This window comes from Bradyrhizobium sp. USDA 3397, assembly GCF_054060965.1.
Genome location: NZ_JBSSDS010000001.1, coordinates 2186550 through 2202190 on the forward strand (window position 1 = coordinate 2186550; position 15641 = coordinate 2202190).

General features: G+C 64.8%; 15 protein-coding genes and 1 pseudogene. 7 read left to right on the forward strand and 9 right to left on the reverse strand.

The genetic code is table 11. The features are described 5' to 3' along the window. The first annotated feature begins 3 nt into the window (after nt 1–3). The gene (gene flgH, locus ACVWYQ_RS10450) at nt 4–768 is read left to right on the forward strand and encodes a flagellar basal body L-ring protein FlgH (protein ID WP_271540245.1); all 765 of its coding nucleotides are present in this window, start codon (nt 4–6) and stop codon (nt 766–768) included. Between the two features lie 134 nt (nt 769–902). Here flgH and ACVWYQ_RS10455 read toward each other — a convergent pair whose 3' ends face one another. From ACVWYQ_RS10455 to ACVWYQ_RS10465, 3 genes are all read right to left on the reverse strand, one after another. After that, complete coding sequence (locus ACVWYQ_RS10455) at nt 903–2069, reverse strand: PcfJ domain-containing protein (protein ID WP_404539763.1); 1167 nt, start codon at nt 2067–2069, stop codon at nt 903–905. Nucleotides 2070–2391: 322 nt separating this feature from the next. After that, nucleotides 2392–3171, reverse strand: coding sequence for a 2-keto-4-pentenoate hydratase (locus ACVWYQ_RS10460; RefSeq protein WP_404539760.1), 780 nt, complete (start codon nt 3169–3171; stop codon nt 2392–2394). Nucleotides 3172–3254: 83 nt separating this feature from the next. After that, nucleotides 3255–4283, reverse strand: coding sequence for an SDR family oxidoreductase (locus tag ACVWYQ_RS10465; RefSeq protein ID WP_404539757.1), 1029 nt, complete (start codon nt 4281–4283; stop codon nt 3255–3257). Nucleotides 4284–4298: 15 nt separating this feature from the next. Between ACVWYQ_RS10465 and ACVWYQ_RS10470 the strand changes: the two are divergent. After that, nucleotides 4299–4573: pseudogene (locus ACVWYQ_RS10470) on the forward strand (winged helix-turn-helix transcriptional regulator); the annotation flags it as partial. Nucleotides 4574–4857: 284 nt separating this feature from the next. Here ACVWYQ_RS10470 and dksA read toward each other — a convergent pair. Next, nucleotides 4858–5223 (reverse strand): RNA polymerase-binding protein DksA, encoded by a 366-nt coding sequence (dksA, locus tag ACVWYQ_RS10475; RefSeq protein ID WP_085966600.1) that lies wholly within the window; start codon nt 5221–5223, stop codon nt 4858–4860. A gap of 217 nt (nt 5224–5440) precedes the next feature. Beyond that, nucleotides 5441–6052 (reverse strand): NAD(P)-dependent oxidoreductase, encoded by a 612-nt coding sequence (locus ACVWYQ_RS10480; protein WP_404539754.1) that lies wholly within the window; start codon nt 6050–6052, stop codon nt 5441–5443. 163 nt (nt 6053–6215) lie between these two features. Here ACVWYQ_RS10480 and ACVWYQ_RS10485 point away from each other — a divergent pair, with 163 nt between their 5' ends. Next, the gene (locus tag ACVWYQ_RS10485) at nt 6216–6587 is read left to right on the forward strand and encodes a winged helix-turn-helix transcriptional regulator (protein ID WP_025037390.1); all 372 of its coding nucleotides are present in this window, start codon (nt 6216–6218) and stop codon (nt 6585–6587) included. Nucleotides 6588–6599: 12 nt separating this feature from the next. Here ACVWYQ_RS10485 and ACVWYQ_RS10490 read toward each other — a convergent pair whose 3' ends face one another. Next, the gene (locus ACVWYQ_RS10490) at nt 6600–7013 is read right to left on the reverse strand and encodes a flagellar assembly protein FliX (protein WP_404539751.1); all 414 of its coding nucleotides are present in this window, start codon (nt 7011–7013) and stop codon (nt 6600–6602) included. A gap of 283 nt (nt 7014–7296) precedes the next feature. Here ACVWYQ_RS10490 and ACVWYQ_RS10495 point away from each other — a divergent pair, with 283 nt between their 5' ends. From ACVWYQ_RS10495 to ACVWYQ_RS10510, 4 genes are all read left to right on the forward strand, one after another. Then, the gene (locus tag ACVWYQ_RS10495) at nt 7297–8421 is read left to right on the forward strand and encodes a flagellar basal body P-ring protein FlgI (protein WP_036027924.1); all 1125 of its coding nucleotides are present in this window, start codon (nt 7297–7299) and stop codon (nt 8419–8421) included. Continuing rightward, the gene (gene flgJ, locus ACVWYQ_RS10500) at nt 8421–8789 is read left to right on the forward strand and encodes a flagellar assembly peptidoglycan hydrolase FlgJ (RefSeq protein WP_036013115.1); all 369 of its coding nucleotides are present in this window, start codon (nt 8421–8423) and stop codon (nt 8787–8789) included. Before ACVWYQ_RS10495 ends, flgJ begins: the two co-directional genes overlap by 1 nt. Before the next feature lie 11 nt (nt 8790–8800). Further along, entirely contained in the window at nt 8801–9298 is a 498-nt protein-coding gene (locus ACVWYQ_RS10505) for a hypothetical protein (protein ID WP_157280811.1), read from the forward strand. Between the two features lie 158 nt (nt 9299–9456). Next, entirely contained in the window at nt 9457–9816 is a 360-nt protein-coding gene (locus ACVWYQ_RS10510) for a hypothetical protein (protein WP_404539746.1), read from the forward strand. Nucleotides 9817–9975: 159 nt separating this feature from the next. Here the strand turns inward: ACVWYQ_RS10510 and flaF are convergent, their stop codons facing one another. The 3 genes from flaF to ACVWYQ_RS10525 all read right to left on the reverse strand — a co-directional run bounded on the left by flaF (nt 9976) and on the right by ACVWYQ_RS10525 (nt 15433). Next, nucleotides 9976–10344, reverse strand: a complete 369-nt coding sequence (gene flaF / locus ACVWYQ_RS10515; protein ID WP_018642830.1) for a flagellar biosynthesis regulator FlaF — start codon at nt 10342–10344, stop codon at nt 9976–9978. A gap of 294 nt (nt 10345–10638) precedes the next feature. Then, nucleotides 10639–12933, reverse strand: a complete 2295-nt coding sequence (locus ACVWYQ_RS10520; RefSeq protein WP_157280812.1) for a DUF1522 domain-containing protein — start codon at nt 12931–12933, stop codon at nt 10639–10641. Between the two features lie 220 nt (nt 12934–13153). Next, the gene (locus ACVWYQ_RS10525; RefSeq protein ID WP_404539741.1) at nt 13154–15433 is read right to left on the reverse strand and encodes a DUF1522 domain-containing protein; all 2280 of its coding nucleotides are present in this window, start codon (nt 15431–15433) and stop codon (nt 13154–13156) included. Nucleotides 15434–15641: the final 208 nt, after the last annotated feature.

The window sequence follows — 15641 nt, forward strand, 5'->3', positions numbered from 1 at the left end:
TTCATGTCCACGTTCAGTTCGGCCTCCCGCCTTCGTCGCATCGCGATCTCTGCCCTGCTGCTGGCGACTTGCACCTTGGCGAGCGGCTGCTCCTCGATCGACCGCCTGTCGCAGATCGGTGAACAGCCGAAGCTGTCGGCCATCGACAATCCGACCGCGCAGCCCGGCTACAAGCCGGTGCAGATGCCGATGCCCAAGCCCGAGGTCGCCTCCTACAATCCGAACTCGCTGTGGCGCAACGGCAGCCGCGCCTTCTTCAAGGACCAGCGCGCCCGCCAGGTAGGCGATCTCCTGACCGTGACCGTGAACATCACCGACAAGGCCAACATCGAGAACGACACCTCGCGCAGCCGCTCCAACAAGGAAGATTCGGGAATCACCAACTTCATTGGCGCCCAAACCATCACCCAGGCCAACAAGATCCTGCCGGGCCGCGTCCTGACCGCCGACTCGACCTCGTCGAGCGAGGGCAAGGGCAGCGTCGACCGCAAGGAAGCCCTGCAGACCAACGTCGCCGCAGTGGTGACGCAGGTGCTGCCGAACGGCAACCTGGTCGTCGAAGGCAAGCAGGAGATCCGCGTCAACTTCGAAATCCGCGAGCTGATCGTCGCCGGCATCGTCCGCCCCGAAGACATCCAGAGCGACAACACCATCGACTCCACCAAGATCGCCCAGGCCCGCATCGCCTATGGCGGCCGCGGCCAGATCACCGACGTGCAGCAGCCGCGCTACGGCCAGCAGGTCATGGACGTGCTGCTGCCCTTCTAAGCCCCTTCAAGAGCTCCCACATCGTGCTCGCGAACTAAAGGCGCGAACGACGATGTACGACGCGGCCCTCGCTAGCTCCCCTGGCGAGGGCCGCATGTATTTTGCCTGCGCCGCCGAAACGGCGCAGGCTTCTCTCACAGCAGCATGATCCCGCGTGCTTGCGCCCATCGCTGGAGGATCTTGTACTCCTCGGCAAGCGGCGGGCGGTTCGCAAACCCGCGAACCTGAACCGCCCTGGAACGGGTATCAAGCTCGATGGTCAGCAGCCGCTGGACGTCACCCGAGGCACGGCGACGGAGCGACCAGATCGAGGCATGCCCGGCAATGCACTTCGTCGCGTAAGTGGCGACGCAGTGACGCATGCTGCGCGTCTCAGCCACGAGATCGGCTGCCGTCCTCAACTGGACCACAACATATTCTTCGCGCTTGGCCCGGTCCTTGGACGACTTGGTCCATGACCAGTCCGCGATCGCTGCACCGAGCCAACGGTCCTCGCTCTGCTCGGGGCCTGCTGCCAGCCCCCGCGCACGGTTTCGCGCCGCCTCGGCGCGACGGCGTGCGGCCTCGATACGAGCAATCGCATCAAGATCGCGATGCCATTCGCGCATCTGCCGCCCAAGGGAGACCAGAGAACGCCCCTTGAGGGTGTACTCGGGATCTCGCCGGTGGCAATCGGCGAGGTAATCATGGAAGTCATCCATGTCCTCGACCGTGGTGGGATGCGCGCAGAAGAAGCGCACCACCTCGCGCCAGAAGCGATGCTGAGCGCGCTGCGTCTGCGTGATCCTGGTGCGCGCGATCCGCATCGCAACAGCGGGATCGGTCGCATAGGAACGCGCAATCGCCTGCCAGATCGCAGCTTCGAAGCCGACCTTCCCGAACGGATTGAGGAAGGCATGGACCTCCTTGCGAGACAGCCATTCGGCCGCACCGGCAGCGTAGAGCGAACCGCCGCCGGCCGCCGCGATGTACCAGCGCTTGCGCAAGTGGATCTCGTCGGCGCCCAGTCCCGCGCCGTCGATCCAGATCTGCTCCAGATGTTCGGCAACGGGATAGCGCGCAAAGAGATAGCGAGCCGCGGCAAGACGAAGACGCGCGGCATCGCGAGTCTTCATTCGCGGCTGCCAGGCCTCGGCATCGCGCACGATGTCTGCCTCGAAGCCACGCCTGGCCTCTTTGATCGCGTTCTCGAAATCCGGTGGAGGACGTGTCCGCTGCGACACATGCCGCAGCGACAGCTCGTAGGCTTCAACCCGCGTGCGCTCGGCCTCCCGCCGGCGCTGAATCAATGACTGTGCCATTGTCGTTCAACATGATTGGATGACTGTCAGCCGGACGCACTGAGAGCGTCGGCACGGAATGTGTCGATCGCCACAACGTACGCACGGCTGGTCTCCTCATTGTTGAACACGCAGGTTGAATGGGACGGGGCTCATAGACCCGATCGCCAGTGGGCGCAAGATGTCTCTGCTGATGGAGCCAGAAGCTGAACATCACGAGCGAAGCTCGCGACATTTTGGCAACGCAGCGACGTCACACGCCGTCATTGCGACGCGCAGCGACTAGCCCGCCGAAGCCTTGGCTGCTCACAATGACGGAGAGTGCCGATGTGCCCCTGCCCCCTCACGTAAACTCCGCCTCCACCACGCCGAGCCCGTCCAGCTCCATCCGCACCTTGTCGCCGGCCTTCAGCCACAGCGTCTTCACCAGGCTGCCGGTGAGCACGAGCTGCCCCGCGTGCAGCCCCTTGTCCTCGGCGGCGAGATGGTTGGCGAGCCAGGCGAGTGCGTTATGGGGATGGCCGAGCACGTCGGCGCCGGTGCCGTGGCTGACCTCCTCGCCGTTGACGATGGCGCGGCCTTTGACCGCCTTCAGGTCCGGCACCGACGAGCGCGGGACCGATGGGCCCAGCACGCAGCCAGCGGCGAAGAAATCGTCGGCGATCAAGGTCGGCGCGCCCATCGTCTCCCATTTCACGTAGCGATCGTCGACGATCTCGATCGCGGGATGATAGGACTCGACCGCCTCGCCGACCCATTCGGCCGTGAACGGCGCCTCGCCGGCGGCAAGGTCCCGCTTCAGCCGCACCGCGATCTCGCATTCGACCCCGACCCGGACATAATTGGAGGCGGCGAGCTTGGCGCCGCTCTCATGGACGCCCTTCTGGAACACGCCGCCGCCGCAGGGGTGCGGGATGCCGATATAGTCCTGCATCACTTGGCTGGTGCAGCCGATCTTGTAGCCGACGAGCGGCCCGACATGCGGCAGCAGCAGATCGTGCAGGGCGCGCTGGACCTGATAACCCTCGGCTTCGTCCGCAGGAGGCCGCTCCAGCGCCGCGAGCGGGGCATGGTTGCGGCGCGCCAGCGCGATCGCCTTTGCGGCTTGGAGAATCTTGTCCATCGGCGCCGCCTCCCACGCTACGCAGTCGCAGGGCGGCACTTCAGCATCCCCGCTCCGGCCTGACAAGCGCGAGTGGCATGCCCTCACCCCTTGACGAGGCCGAGCCGGATCAGGCCCTCGGCGGTCGCAAGGATCGCCTCCTCGTTGGAGCGGGCCTGCCAGCCGAGCAGCGAGCGCGCCTTGGCGCTGGTGGAATGCCTGACCTTTCCGAGCATCGGCACGACCGCACGCAGCAGCGGAATCTGGCGCGCGGCCAGCCGCACCAGCCAGTCCGGCGCTTGAAGCCGCGGAACCCGGCGCGCCCGGGGCCCGAGTTCCCGCCGCAGCACGCGGGCGATGTCGAGGATCGACATCGTCTCGCCGGCGACCGCGATGAAACGCTCGTTCTTCGCCTCCGGCGCAGTCATCGCCCGCAGGTGCAGCTCCGCGACGTCGCGGACGTCGACCACGCCGAGATAGACCCGCGGCACGGCCGGCATGGCGCCGTCGAGCAGCGATCTGACGATCTCGATCGAGCCGGAAAAGTCCGGTCCCAGCACGGGCCCGAAAATGCCGGCGGGGTTGATCACCGACAGCTCCAGCCCATCCCCCTCGCGCGCGACGAAATCCCAAGCCGCCCGCTCGGCCAGCGTCTTGGACTTGACGTAGGGTTGGCCGTCGACACCAGCGAGATTGGTCCATTCGGTCTCGTCGAACGGCTTGTCGCGCGGCGGATGACCGTAGCCGATCGCGCCCAGCGACGAGGTGACGACGACCCTCCTGACGCCGGCCGCGCGCGCGGCCCGGAGCACCCGGAGCGTTCCGTCGCGGGCCGGGATGATCATCTCGTTCTCGTCCGTCGGGACGGTGGTCGAGAGCGGGGACGCCACGTGGAGAACGTAGTCGCAGCCCGCGACCGCCGCCGCCCAGCCGTCGTCCCGGGTCAGATCGGCGGTGACGAAGGCCACGCTCTCGGGCGTCGCCGCCCCGCCCTCGCGCAGCATGGCGAGCACATCGGCCTGGCGCTCCGGCCGGCGCACCGTCGTCCGCACGGCATGGCCGGCGGCCAGAAGTTGCAGGACGACATGGATGCCGACGAAGCCAGACCCGCCGGTGACCAGAACAGTGCTCATGACCCGCTTTCCCTCAGGCTGGAGATCCTGTTTGCGCTGATGAACGGCGCGGTTCGTTTCGGCGCCTTGCGGCGTTCGATCGGCGGCATCACCCAGCACATGCTGACCACGCAGCTGCGCGAGCTCGAGCAGGACGGCCTTGTGTCGCGCACTGTCTTCGCGGAAAAGCCGTTGAGGGTCGAGTACGAGTTGACCGATGCGGCCTACGCCTGTTGCCGGCGTTTAAGGAAATATTGAGCTGGTCCGGGCTTTATGGGAATGCCCGTCTCGAGACGTCGCAGCAGGCCTGATTGCAGCGATGCTTGATGCAGCTGGATCAGCGTCTCAACTTCAGAGTCGATCTCGTTGATGCGACTCGCAAAATCTCCCGCACCTGAAGTGAAGGCTGTTTCTCATCCGAACTCACGTGAGCTCGGAGCAATCCAGTCTAGCCCGTTGATCGCGATTCACTTTTCGCGATCGCGCCGTCGCGATGGTGGGCGCGACGGCAAGCGACGGGCAATATACCGAGCACGGCGCGAAACGGCGCGCCTTGCGTCCAAAAACAAAGAGCCGCATCTCTGCGGCTCGGACCTTATTCGTCGCGATAGACCTTCTCGCGTTTCTCGTGGCGCTCCTGCGCTTCCACCGAGAGCGTCGCGATGGGCCGGGCCTCGAGCCGCTTCAACGAGATCGGCTCGCCGGTTTCCTCGCAATAGCCGTAGGTATTGTCCTCGATACGCTGGAGCGCGGCGTCGATCTTGGCGATCAATTTGCGCTGGCGGTCGCGGGCGCGGAGCTCGATGGCACGGTCGGTTTCGGACGAGGCCCGATCGGCGAGATCGGGGTGGTTCACGTTCTCCTCCTGCAGGGCTTGCAGGGTGAGCTTGGACTCTTTGAGGATCTCATCCTTCCAGGCGAGGAGCTTCAAACGGAAGTACTCCTTCTGCCGGTCGTTCATGAAAGGCTCTTTGTCGGTCGGTCGGTAGTTTTTCAACTTTTCCAAGGGAGGCCTATCTTCTAAAGCAACGACTCGCTGACGGACCGGGGTCCGTTGAGCCGGGCCTTATATAGTGGCCTCCCGTGACAGACAATATTTCCCTCGCCGCCCGGTCCGCGCCCCCAAGCCCTTGCACAGGAAGGTTTATCCTTACGGGCTCGGAGGCGGCTTGCGGACCTTAATAGCCGACCGTGAAGCGCTGCTTCAGGTGGGCCGGCTTTTCGATCTCGTCGGCGAGCGCAATGGCGTAGTCGGCGAAGGTGATCCAGCTCTTGCCGTTCGCATCTGCGAGAAGCTGGTCGGTCCCGAGCCGGAACTTGCCGGTGCGCTCCCCCTCCTCGAACAGCGCCGAGGGCGAGATGAAGGTCCAGTTCAGGTCCTTTTCCTGCCGCAGCAGGTCCAGGAAGGCCGAGCCCGCCTCCGCTTCGGCCTTGTATTGGGCCGGAAAATTGGGAGTCGTGACCAGCTTCACGCCCGGGGCAACCTCGAGGCTCCCGGCGCCGCCCACCACGAGGTAGCGACCGACCTTGGAGTCCTTCGCCGCACCGATCAGCTTGAGCGGATCACTGGCCAGGAAGTGCACGGAACTCACGGCGACGTCGTGACCGGCCCACAGCTTGGCGAGGCCCGCTTGGTCGAGCACATCCCCCTTGGTTGGCGTGACGTTCGGCAGGGCCGCAATCTTTTCCGGGTTCCGGGCGATGGCCGTGACCGTGTGGCCGCGGCGGGACAACTCCTTGGTGATCTCGGACCCTGCCCGGCCCGAGGCGCCGGCGACTGCGATTTTCATGGAAGGCTCCTTTGCTTCTATGGTAACTGACAGAGACTAGATATCGCAAAGAATGCTGGTGTTAAGAGAGCACTTTGTGCTTACCTGATTACGCTGAGGTAACTGATCGCGTACAACCGGCACGCGGATGCCAAGCAACGGTATGGATTTCCGAGAACTGACGATGAAACCCGACGTCTACGCAGCGAACTGCCCCACCCGCCAGATCCTCGATCGCGTCGGCGACAAATGGGCGGTGCTGATCCTCTTGCTCCTGCGCGAGGAGCCGATGCGCTTCAATCAGCTGCGCCGCACGATTGAAGGCATCTCGCAGAAGATGCTGAGCCAGGTGCTCAAGTCGCTCGAACGCGACGGCCTGATCAGGCGCCGCGCCATCGCGACCGTGCCAGTGACGGTGGAATATTCGATCACCCAGCTCGGCCTGACGCTGGCGGCGGCTGTGGATCCGTTACGCGATTGGGCTGAGCAGAACCTGAAAGACGTGCTCGCCGCCCAGCGCCGCTATGATGCGCAGTTGAAGGAGGAAGCGGCGTAAGAGCCTCCGTGACTACGCCTGCCCGGCCTTCGCCAGCTCGACCTCGACCCGCAGCTCGATCTCGGAGAGCACCGCATCGAGGCCGGCATCGCCCGAGGACGATTTCAGGTTGGCCGCCGCATCACGCAGCCGCATCACGGTCGAGGCGTCGAAATTGCCGGACAACAGGCCCATCTTGAGATCGTCGAGCACGTCCAGCGCAGTCCTGCCGCGGGCGACCGAGCGCTTGCGGCGCTCGACCGGATCCTCCTCGACACCCTGCAACGCCAGCAGCGCATCGATGTTGGCGGCCGCCTTCGGTGCGGCAGCGCTCCGCGTCTCCTGCGCCGATGAGGTGTCGGGCAGAACGAAGCTGCCGGAGCCCGTCCGCTTGGCCTGGCTGGCCGGTGTGCCAAGCGTCGTACCGTTCGGTCCGTAGATGCGCATCGGAAAGAATCCGGGTGATCGATGCCTCACCTTCGCTGTCTTATGGTTAACGGTGCGTAAACGGCCCGGCAAAATCTGCCGACAGGCGGCAGTTTCGCTCCCCAGGGCGAACGAGTGCTGACAGCGGTCGCAACAGATTTATTCAAGCTATTCAGCCACCTACCTCGCCGTCGGGCGTTGGCACAGCGCTCGCAAGGAAAGCGCCGGACCAGCTCGTCATGGGAGTGTCGTGCAAGTCCTGTCCGATTTGAGGAGCCTCTTCTAGGGGTCTTGGGGAGCAGAGATGCCAGGCGTTCGTTGGGTGAGGATTGTTGGGTTGGCCTGCGCCGCGCTGTCGGCGCTGGCGCTGTCGGTCACCTCCGCGGCGGCGACCTCGCGCATCAAGGACCTCGCCAATATCGAGGGCGTGCGGCAGAACCAGCTCATCGGTTATGGCCTCGTCGTCGGCCTCAACGGCACCGGCGACACGCTCAACAACATCCCCTTCACCAAGCAGTCGCTGCAGGCGATGCTCGAACGCATGGGCGTCAACATCCGCGGCGCCACGATCCGCACCGGCAACGTCGCCGCCGTCATGGTCACGGGCAACCTGCCGGCCTTCGCCACCCAGGGCACGCGCATGGACGTCACCGTGTCCGCGCTCGGCGACGCCAAGAACCTCCAGGGCGGCACCCTGCTGGTCACCCCCCTGCTCGGCGCCGACGGCAACGTCTATGCGGTGGCGCAGGGCTCGCTCGCGATCTCCGGCTTCCAGGCCGAGGGCGAGGCCGCCAAGATCGTGCGGGGCGTCCCGACGGTGGGACGCATCGCCAACGGCGCCATCATCGAGCGCGAGATCGAGTTCGCGCTCAACCGGCTGCCGAACGTCCGCCTGGCGCTGCGCAATCCCGACTTCACCACCGCCAAGCGCATCGCGGCCGCAATCAACGACTATCTCGGCGTCAAGACCGCCGAACCGATCGATCCCTCGACGGTGCAGCTGTCGATTCCGCCCGAGTTCAAGGGCAACGTCGTCGCTTTCCTCACCGAGATCGAGCAGCTCCAGGTCGACCCTGATCTCGCCGCCAAGATCGTCATCGACGAACGCAGCGGCATCATCGTGATGGGCCGCGACGTCCGCGTCGCCACCGTCGCGGTGGCGCAGGGCAACCTCACGGTCACCATCTCCGAGAGCCCGCAGGTGAGCCAGCCCAATCCGCTGTCACGCGGCCGCACCGTGGTCGCGCCGCGCAGCAGCGTCACCGTCACCGAGGACGGCAAGAAGCTGGCGCTCGTCAAGGACGGCGTCTCGCTCCAGCAGCTCGTCGACGGCCTCAACGGCCTTGGCATCGGCCCCCGCGACATGATCAGCATCCTCCAGGCGATCAAGGCCGCCGGCGCCATCGAAGCCGACATTGAGGTGATGTGATGCAGACCAGCGCGATCAACACCCCTCGCCTCGCCACCAGTTCGGCCTTCTCGGTCGAGAGCCGGAACGGCCGGCCGGACTTCGAGCTCGCCGCCGCGCTGCAAAAGGTCTCGCCGCAGCAACAGGCCAAGGCGCAGAAGACCGCCACCGACTTCGAGGCAATGTTCCTCAACAGCATGTTCGCGCAGATGACCTCGGGCCTGAAAGGCGAAGGCCCGTTCGGCGACACGCCCGGCACCGGCGTATGGCGCTCGATGCTGACCGAGCAATATTCCAAGAACTTCGCCCAGGCCGGCGGCGTCGGCATCGCCAGCGACGTCTACCGTACCCTCATCCTGCAGCAGGCGAAAACGATCCGCACGGCATAAGGTCAAACGAGATGAACCATTTCAACGCCTCACGTCAGCCGATGCAGGCCCAGCGCCCGGGCAGCGCGCCCGTCAGCAGCGAGGCGCGCAAGCTCGCCGAAGACCTGATGGACGCGATGAGCGCGCTGCTCGGATTGATCGAGCGAGAGACCGAGCTCGTCCGCGCCGGCAAGGTCCGCGAGGCGATGACACTCGAGGGCAAGAAGCAGGAATTGTCGCGCAGCTACGTCAGCGCAGTCGGCCAGCTGAAGGCAAACCAGGACCAGCTCGCGAAGTCCGCGCCGGAGCTGCTCTCGACGCTGCATCGCCACCACGATGCGTTCCGCGCGATGCTCCAGGTCAATCTCACCGTGCTCGCGACCGCGCACGCGGTTTCCGAAAGCGTCGTGCGCGGCGTCAACGCCGAGATCCAGAAGCGCAACGTGCCGAACACCTATACCGCCGCAGGGCGCAGCGCGGCGCCAGGTCCGCGCCATATCACGCCGCTTGCGGTCAGCCGCTCGCTCTGAGCAGCACAAGAACAACCGACGATTTTAAGAAAAACCGCGCGGCGATGGCGTCGCGCGGTTAGGCACGTTTCCTTACCAGGTGTTCAGTCCTGGTGTTCCATGCTTGCGTGATTAGAGGGGTTGGGATTTGACTCACGTAAGGCAACCAGGAGGCTGCCATGAGTACAGATTTCAGCATCAGGCCGGTGGGGATCCCGGCCCCCGTGCAGTTCGTACCGACGTCGAATTCGGCGGCGAACGAGGCTGTGCAAACTGATCTTCCGGTGAGGCAAACGGTCGCCGCGAGCGATACGAGCGCGCCGGTGCGCAATGATTTGCCGAACCACGAGAACATCTCGCGCCAGGTCGTGTTCGACCAGGCGGCCGCGTCCTTCGTCTTTCAGGTCGTCAACGACAAGACCGACACGGTGGTCAACCAGTTCCCTGACGAGGCGATGCTTCGCCGGCGTGCCTATTTCCACGCACTGGACATGAAGTCCGAGCCCTCGCGTCCGCTCAGCACGGATCTCAGCGCCTAACGATCACGCGATCGATGCCGATGTTTCTGCTCTGCGCCTGGCCGTCATCGGTCAGCGCGGAGTTCGCGTGCCGAGGCAAGACCACTGGCCGTGATCAGCTCCTGCCGACATTTGCGAGTTTCGCCGATGTGCTCGTGATGGCGACCATCACGAATTCCGTCACGGCCGTCCGGACAGCCCTGCCGCGATATTGCGGTTGATCTCGATCAGCGGACGGAAGTGATCGAACTGCGGGCTCATCTGCAGCGCGGCGGTCTGGCTCAGCACGAACACGCTGATGTTGGCGATCTTCTGTCGAACGTCGATCGGCTGCGGATTGCTGTCGCGCATCGCCTCGCTCAGGAAGATTGTCCAGAGCTTGCGGTTGAACATCAGGGCCTGCATGGTCTGCTCGCTGAGCGGATCGGCGTTGTTCACCGCGTCCTGGAGCTTGTTGGCGGCCTTGAGCAGAGTCTGCGCCTCGATGTCGCGAGGAGATGCGGTGGTGGTTGCAACACGCGCATAAGCCGAGGCAGCGGAATTCGACATCAATCACACCCTGGAGGTTACCTAGCACGTTGTACGCGCTTAAGGATTTCTTTCCCAACCCTAGGCAGCACCGCTTAAGATTTGCTTACGTATCGTGCTTGGAAGTACTCCGCAGAATTACGGGGCACGGAGTCCTTCGTCAGCGCAACGCTAGATCCACGCACGCACGATGTAAACTCGCCTGGCGTGATGCGCGTCGATCTCGGCTAATCTCGTCTTAGCGATCTTCCTCAAAAGAACGGCGGAGCATCAGCTCCGCCGCGTAATCTCGAATAGCGAAGTTGCGCTGCGGAATTAGCGGAGCAGCTGCAGCACGCTCTGTTGCGACTGGTTGGCCAGCGACAGCGCGGAGACCGCGATCGACTGGCGCGTCGACAGCGCCTGGCTGTTCGCCGCTTCCTCGTTGGTGTCGGCGAGCGTCAGGTTGGCTGAGCCGGTCTGCAACACGTTGATCAGGTTCTTGGAGAAGTCCTGACGCACCTGCACGATCGACAGGTTCGAACCGAGCGTGGAGCCTTGCGAACGCAACGTGCTCGAGGCCGCGTTCAGGCTGGCCAGCACCCTGTTGGTGGCACCGTTGTCGATGAAATCGACGCCGTTGACCAGATTGCTGAGACCGAGGCCCGCCGCATTGAACACCACGCCGTTGATGCTCAGCGTGGAGCTGCCGGTCTCGTTGAAGACCAGCTTCAGCGTGTCGCCATTGAGCAGGTTGACGCCGTTGAAGGAGGAGTCCTGCGAGGTCGTGTCGATCTGGGCCAGAATGTTGTTGAACTGGTTGACCAGGTTGGAGCGCGCGGTCTGCGCCACGGGATCCTGGACCGGCGGCTGCGCGGTGGTGAAGGCGAGAACGCCGGTGATCGTGCCGCCGACCGCGCCGCCCGCGATCGTCGAGCCGAGCGTCGAAGAGGCGTATTCATTGACGGTGGTCACCGTGAGCACGCCGTTGGCATCGATCGTGGCCGTCAAGTGATTGGCCTGAAGCTGCGCGTTGAGTTGGTCAAGTGTCTTGACGGTGCCGTTGGTGCCGTCGCCGAAGGTGACGTTGACAGGCGTGCCGCCGTTGAAGGAGGTGAAGGTCAGGGTCTTGCCGCTGATGCCGCCGACGCCCGAAGTGCGCGCCGCGGTGAAGGCCGTCGCCGTTCCCGTGTTGCCGCTGAGGCCGAAGGCGCTGAGCGCATTGCCGGTGCCGGTGATCGACAGGTCGGCATTGATGCCGGTCGAGAGCGCAAGCTGACCGCTGCTGTTGACCGACGACGGGATCTGGCCCGCAGTGGTCGAGATGGTTGCCGCGCCGTTGAAGATGCTGGCGGTCTTGACGCCGGTGGCGAGGTCGACCGCGTTAAGCAAATCGGTCAGCGTCGCGCTCTGGATGTAGACCGTCGAGTTACCGTTGCCGTCTGTGACGACGTTGCCGCTGACGCCATAGCCGGTGGCCACGCTCGCTGTCGATTGCGGCGTCTGCGCGTTCTTGAACGTGATGGTCTTGCCGCCGATGTTCAGCGTCGAGCCGTCCTGGACCAGGGTGCCGAGCGAACCCGCGGTGGTCGAGCGGTTCGCGGTCACGTTCGCATTGCCCGCACCGGTCGCGGAGGTCAGGCCGAGCGCCTTGAGGAAGTCTGCCTTTCCGGTCACGCTGAGATCGGCGCCGGTCGAACTCTTCAGCGTCACCGCGCCGCCGCCCGATATCGACGATGCCACCTGAAGCGTGCCGACAGGGCCGGCCGAGCCGCTGACAGCGAATGTGGCCGCGCCTGCGCTGATGGTTGCGGTCTTGACGCCGCTGGCGAGGTCGATGGCGGTGAGGACGTCGTTGACGGTCGCTAGGGGCGCGGCAGCCGTTCCCTGATAAATGATCGAATTGCCGTTGCCATCGGTGGCGATGTGCCCGCTGGCGTCGAGGCCCCAGCCGGTCGGCTGGGTGCTCGGAGCAGCGCCGGTGCGGAAGGTGATGGTCTTGCCGTTCACCGTGATGGTGTCGCCGTCCGCGGGCGGCGTGCCGAAGGTGGTCGATGCCGTTGTGCCGACCAGCGTCGCCGTGCCGGACAGCGCGGTGGTGCCGTCGGCCGCGAGCGCGGCCGTACCTGTGAAGGTGCCGGCGCTCGAACCGAGCGAGGCGCCGAGTGCGGCAGTTCCCGTGACCGGGGTCACGCCGCCAGCCGCGCCGGTATAGAGCACGTTGCTCTTCGCGGTCGCGCTCGCATACGAGGTCGTGCCGCGCAGGTCGGCCGGGGTCGCGCCGGGAATCGTGGTGGAGACGTTCGACTTGGTGGAATAGCCGACCGTGGTCTGCAGCGCCTGGTTGGCGATCGACTTGGCGCTGTCGATCAGTTTCTGCAGCGAGGTGATGCCTGTGTTGGCCGCCTGCAACACCTGGACGCCGTTATTGATGCCGTCGAGCAGGTTGCTGATGTCGCTCGCCCGGTTGTCCAGCCCCTGCGCCGTGAAGAAGTTGGTGGGATTGTCGAGCGCCGTGTTGACCTTCTTGCCGGTCGACAGCCGCTCCTGCGTCGTGGCCAGCAAGTCGGCCGTCGACTGCAGCGACAACAGGTTCTGGCGAACTGACGCCGAGAGAACGATGTTGGACATTGGCGAGTCTTCCTCTTGAACCAGATACGAATCGGCCGCGCGGACTGGAAAGCCGGCCTTTTGTCCAGTTTTAGAAGGTGTCCTTTAAAGTATGGTTAACGGCGGTTTAAGGGATAGGGTTAACCGCCGATGAACGCCCCTGCCCGCCCCCGGACGCAAAGAAAAAGCGGCGGGGCCAAGGCCCCGCCGCTCGATTTTAGTCAGTGATTTCAGCTGCTTGTTAGCGGAGCAGCTGCAGCACGCTCTGCTGCGACGTGTTGGCCAGCGACAGGGCGGAGACCGCGATCGACTGCCGGGTCGACAGTGCCTGGCTGTTGGCCGCCTCGACGTTGGTGTCGGCCAGGGTCAGGTTGGACGAGCCAGTCTGCAGCACGTTGATCAGGTTCTTGTTGAAGTCCTGCCGGATCTGCACCACCGAGAGGTTCGAGCCGAGGCTCGAGGCCTGCGAGCGCAGCGTGCTCGAGGCGGCGTTCAGGTTGGTCAGCACCCGGTTGGCGGCGGCGTTGTCGATGAAGTCGACGCCGACCGTCAGCGAGGCAAGGCCGAGACCCTTGGAATTATAGGTCACGCCCGTGATGTTCAGGCTCGACTTGGCGGTCTCGTCGAACACCAGCTTGAGCTGGTCTCCATTCAAGAGGTTGACGCCGTTGAACGAGGAGTCCTGCGCGGTGGTGTCGATCTGGTTCAGGATGTTGTTGAACTGAGTCACCAGATTGGCACGCGCCGTCTGGGCAACGCCATCCTGGACGGGCGTGGAAGCGGTCGAGAAGGTCAGGGCCGAGGTGAGCGTGCCGCCGATCGCACCGCCGGCAGCCGTCGAGCCCAGCGTCGAGGACGCATAGTCGTTGGAGGCGGTGATGGTCAGCAGGCCGTTGGCGTCGATCGTCGCGGACAGGTTGTTGGCCTGCAGCTTGGTGTTGAGCTGATCGAGCGTCTTGACCGTGCCGTTGGTGCCGTCGCCGAAGGTGACGTTGACCGCCGTGCCGCCGTTGAAGGAGGTGAAGGTCAGCGTCTTGCCGGCGATGCCGCCGATGCCGGAGGTGCGGGCCGCGGTGAAGGCGGTCGCGCTGCCGGTGTTGCCGGCGAGGCCGAACACGTTGAGCGCATTGCCGCTGCCGGTGATCGACAGGTCGGCATTGATGCCGGTCGAGAGCTTGAGCTGGCCGGACGTGTTGATCGTCGAGTTCGACTGACCGGTGGCGGTCACAAGCGTCGCGGTGCCGTTGGCGGCGATCGTCGCGGTCTGCACGCCGGTGGCGAGGTCGATCGCCTTCAAGACGTCGTTGACCGTGCCGCCCTGCAGATAGACCGTCGAGTTGCCGTTGCCGTCGGTGAGGATGTTACCGCTCGCACCATAACCAGCCGGAACGCTCGGAGCACCGGTCGAGCCCGGGATCGGCGCGTTCTTGAAGGTGATGACGTGACCGTTGACGTTCAGCGTCGAACCGTCGGTGATCGTCGCGCCGAGCGAGGCCGAGGTCGTGGTCCGGTTCACGTTGACGGTGGCATTGCCGCCACCCACCGATGCGCTCAGGCCGAGAGACTTGAGCAGGTCGGCTCTGCCGGTGACGCTGAGATCCGCACCCGTCGAGCTTCTCAGTGTGACGGCACCGCCGCCAACGCTCGAAGCGGTCTGGTTGAAGCTGGTGGCGATTGTCGCGGCGCCGGAGCTGATGGCAACCGTCTTGACGCCGCTGGCGAGATCGATCGCGGTCAAGAGATCGCTGACGTTCGCAGCCGGGGTACCGGCAGTGCCGAGGTAAACGGTAGTGTTGCCGTTGCCGTCGGTGACGAGGTTGCCGCTGACGCCCGAACCAGCCGGAACGCCGGCCGACGTCGGCGCGGCGCCGCTGCGGAAGGTGATGGTCTTGCCGTTGACGGTCAGCGTGTCGCCATCGGCGGGCTGGGCGTTGCCGACGAGGCCGGTGGCGGTCGTGCCGTTGGTGGCGATCAGGGTGATCGTGCCGGTCAGGGCCGTGGTGCCGTCGCCGGCCGTTCCCGCGGTGCCCGTGAAGGCGCCGATGGTGGCGCCGAGCGTCGTCGTGCCGTTCGCAGCGGTCGTGCCGCCGGCCGTGCCGTTATACAGCACGTTGCTGCTCGCGGTCGCGCTGGCGAAGCTCGTCGTGCCGCGCAGGTCGGCCGCGGTCGCACCGGAGATGGTGGTAGAAACGTTGGACTTGGTGGAGTAGCCGACGGTGGTCTGCAGCGCCTGGTTGGCGATCGACTTGGCGCTGTCGATCAGCTTCTGCAGCGAGGTCAGGCCGGTGTTGGCGGCCTGCAGCACCTGCACGCCGTTGGCGATGCCGTCGAGCAGGTTGTTGATGTCGCTGGCGCGGTTGTCGAGCGACTGTGCCGTGAAGAAGTTGGTGGGATTGTCCAGGGCCGAGTTGACGCTCTTGCCGGTCGACAGACGGTTCTGTGTGGTGGCGAGAAGATCGGCGGTGGACTGGAGAGACAGCAGGTTCTGACGAACCGACGCAGAGAGAACAATACCGGACATGACTCTTACCCTTCTGGCTTACGCGTCTTCGTTCGATCGCTTCTGGATCGAGTGACGGGCACAGGGTGCCGTGACATGGCTAATAAAGGGTGAAACGCATGACGCCCGCATAAGCGCCGGTTCACCATAAGCGAGTCGAACGTACGGGCACGGCTCGCAATCCATCTGAAACTATTGGCAATTCCTGACGCTTACGCTCGGTTAACCA

Bases quoted from the DNA above. Each gene is read 5' to 3' on its own strand.
- ACVWYQ_RS10520 (WP_157280812.1), bottom strand. From the start codon at position 12,933: ATGTCCAACATCGTTCTCTCGGCGTCAGTTCGCCAGAACCTGTTGTCG.
- ACVWYQ_RS10455 (WP_404539763.1), bottom strand. From the start codon at position 2,069: ATGGCACAGTCATTGATTCAGCGCCGGCGGGAGGCCGAGCGCACGCGG.
- flgH (WP_271540245.1), top strand. From the start codon at position 4: ATGTCCACGTTCAGTTCGGCCTCCCGCCTTCGTCGCATCGCGATCTCT.
- ACVWYQ_RS10505 (WP_157280811.1), top strand. From the start codon at position 8,801: ATGAACCATTTCAACGCCTCACGTCAGCCGATGCAGGCCCAGCGCCCG.
- ACVWYQ_RS10510 (WP_404539746.1), top strand. From the start codon at position 9,457: ATGAGTACAGATTTCAGCATCAGGCCGGTGGGGATCCCGGCCCCCGTG.
- ACVWYQ_RS10495 (WP_036027924.1), top strand. From the start codon at position 7,297: ATGCCAGGCGTTCGTTGGGTGAGGATTGTTGGGTTGGCCTGCGCCGCG.
- ACVWYQ_RS10485 (WP_025037390.1), top strand. From the start codon at position 6,216: ATGAAACCCGACGTCTACGCAGCGAACTGCCCCACCCGCCAGATCCTC.
- ACVWYQ_RS10490 (WP_404539751.1), bottom strand. From the start codon at position 7,013: ATGCGCATCTACGGACCGAACGGTACGACGCTTGGCACACCGGCCAGC.
- ACVWYQ_RS10525 (WP_404539741.1), bottom strand. From the start codon at position 15,433: ATGTCCGGTATTGTTCTCTCTGCGTCGGTTCGTCAGAACCTGCTGTCT.
- ACVWYQ_RS10465 (WP_404539757.1), bottom strand. From the start codon at position 4,283: ATGAGCACTGTTCTGGTCACCGGCGGGTCTGGCTTCGTCGGCATCCAT.
- ACVWYQ_RS10480 (WP_404539754.1), bottom strand. From the start codon at position 6,052: ATGAAAATCGCAGTCGCCGGCGCCTCGGGCCGGGCAGGGTCCGAGATC.
- flgJ (WP_036013115.1), top strand. From the start codon at position 8,421: ATGCAGACCAGCGCGATCAACACCCCTCGCCTCGCCACCAGTTCGGCC.
- ACVWYQ_RS10460 (WP_404539760.1), bottom strand. From the start codon at position 3,171: ATGGACAAGATTCTCCAAGCCGCAAAGGCGATCGCGCTGGCGCGCCGC.
- flaF (WP_018642830.1), bottom strand. From the start codon at position 10,344: ATGTCGAATTCCGCTGCCTCGGCTTATGCGCGTGTTGCAACCACCACC.
- dksA (WP_085966600.1), bottom strand. From the start codon at position 5,223: ATGAACGACCGGCAGAAGGAGTACTTCCGTTTGAAGCTCCTCGCCTGG.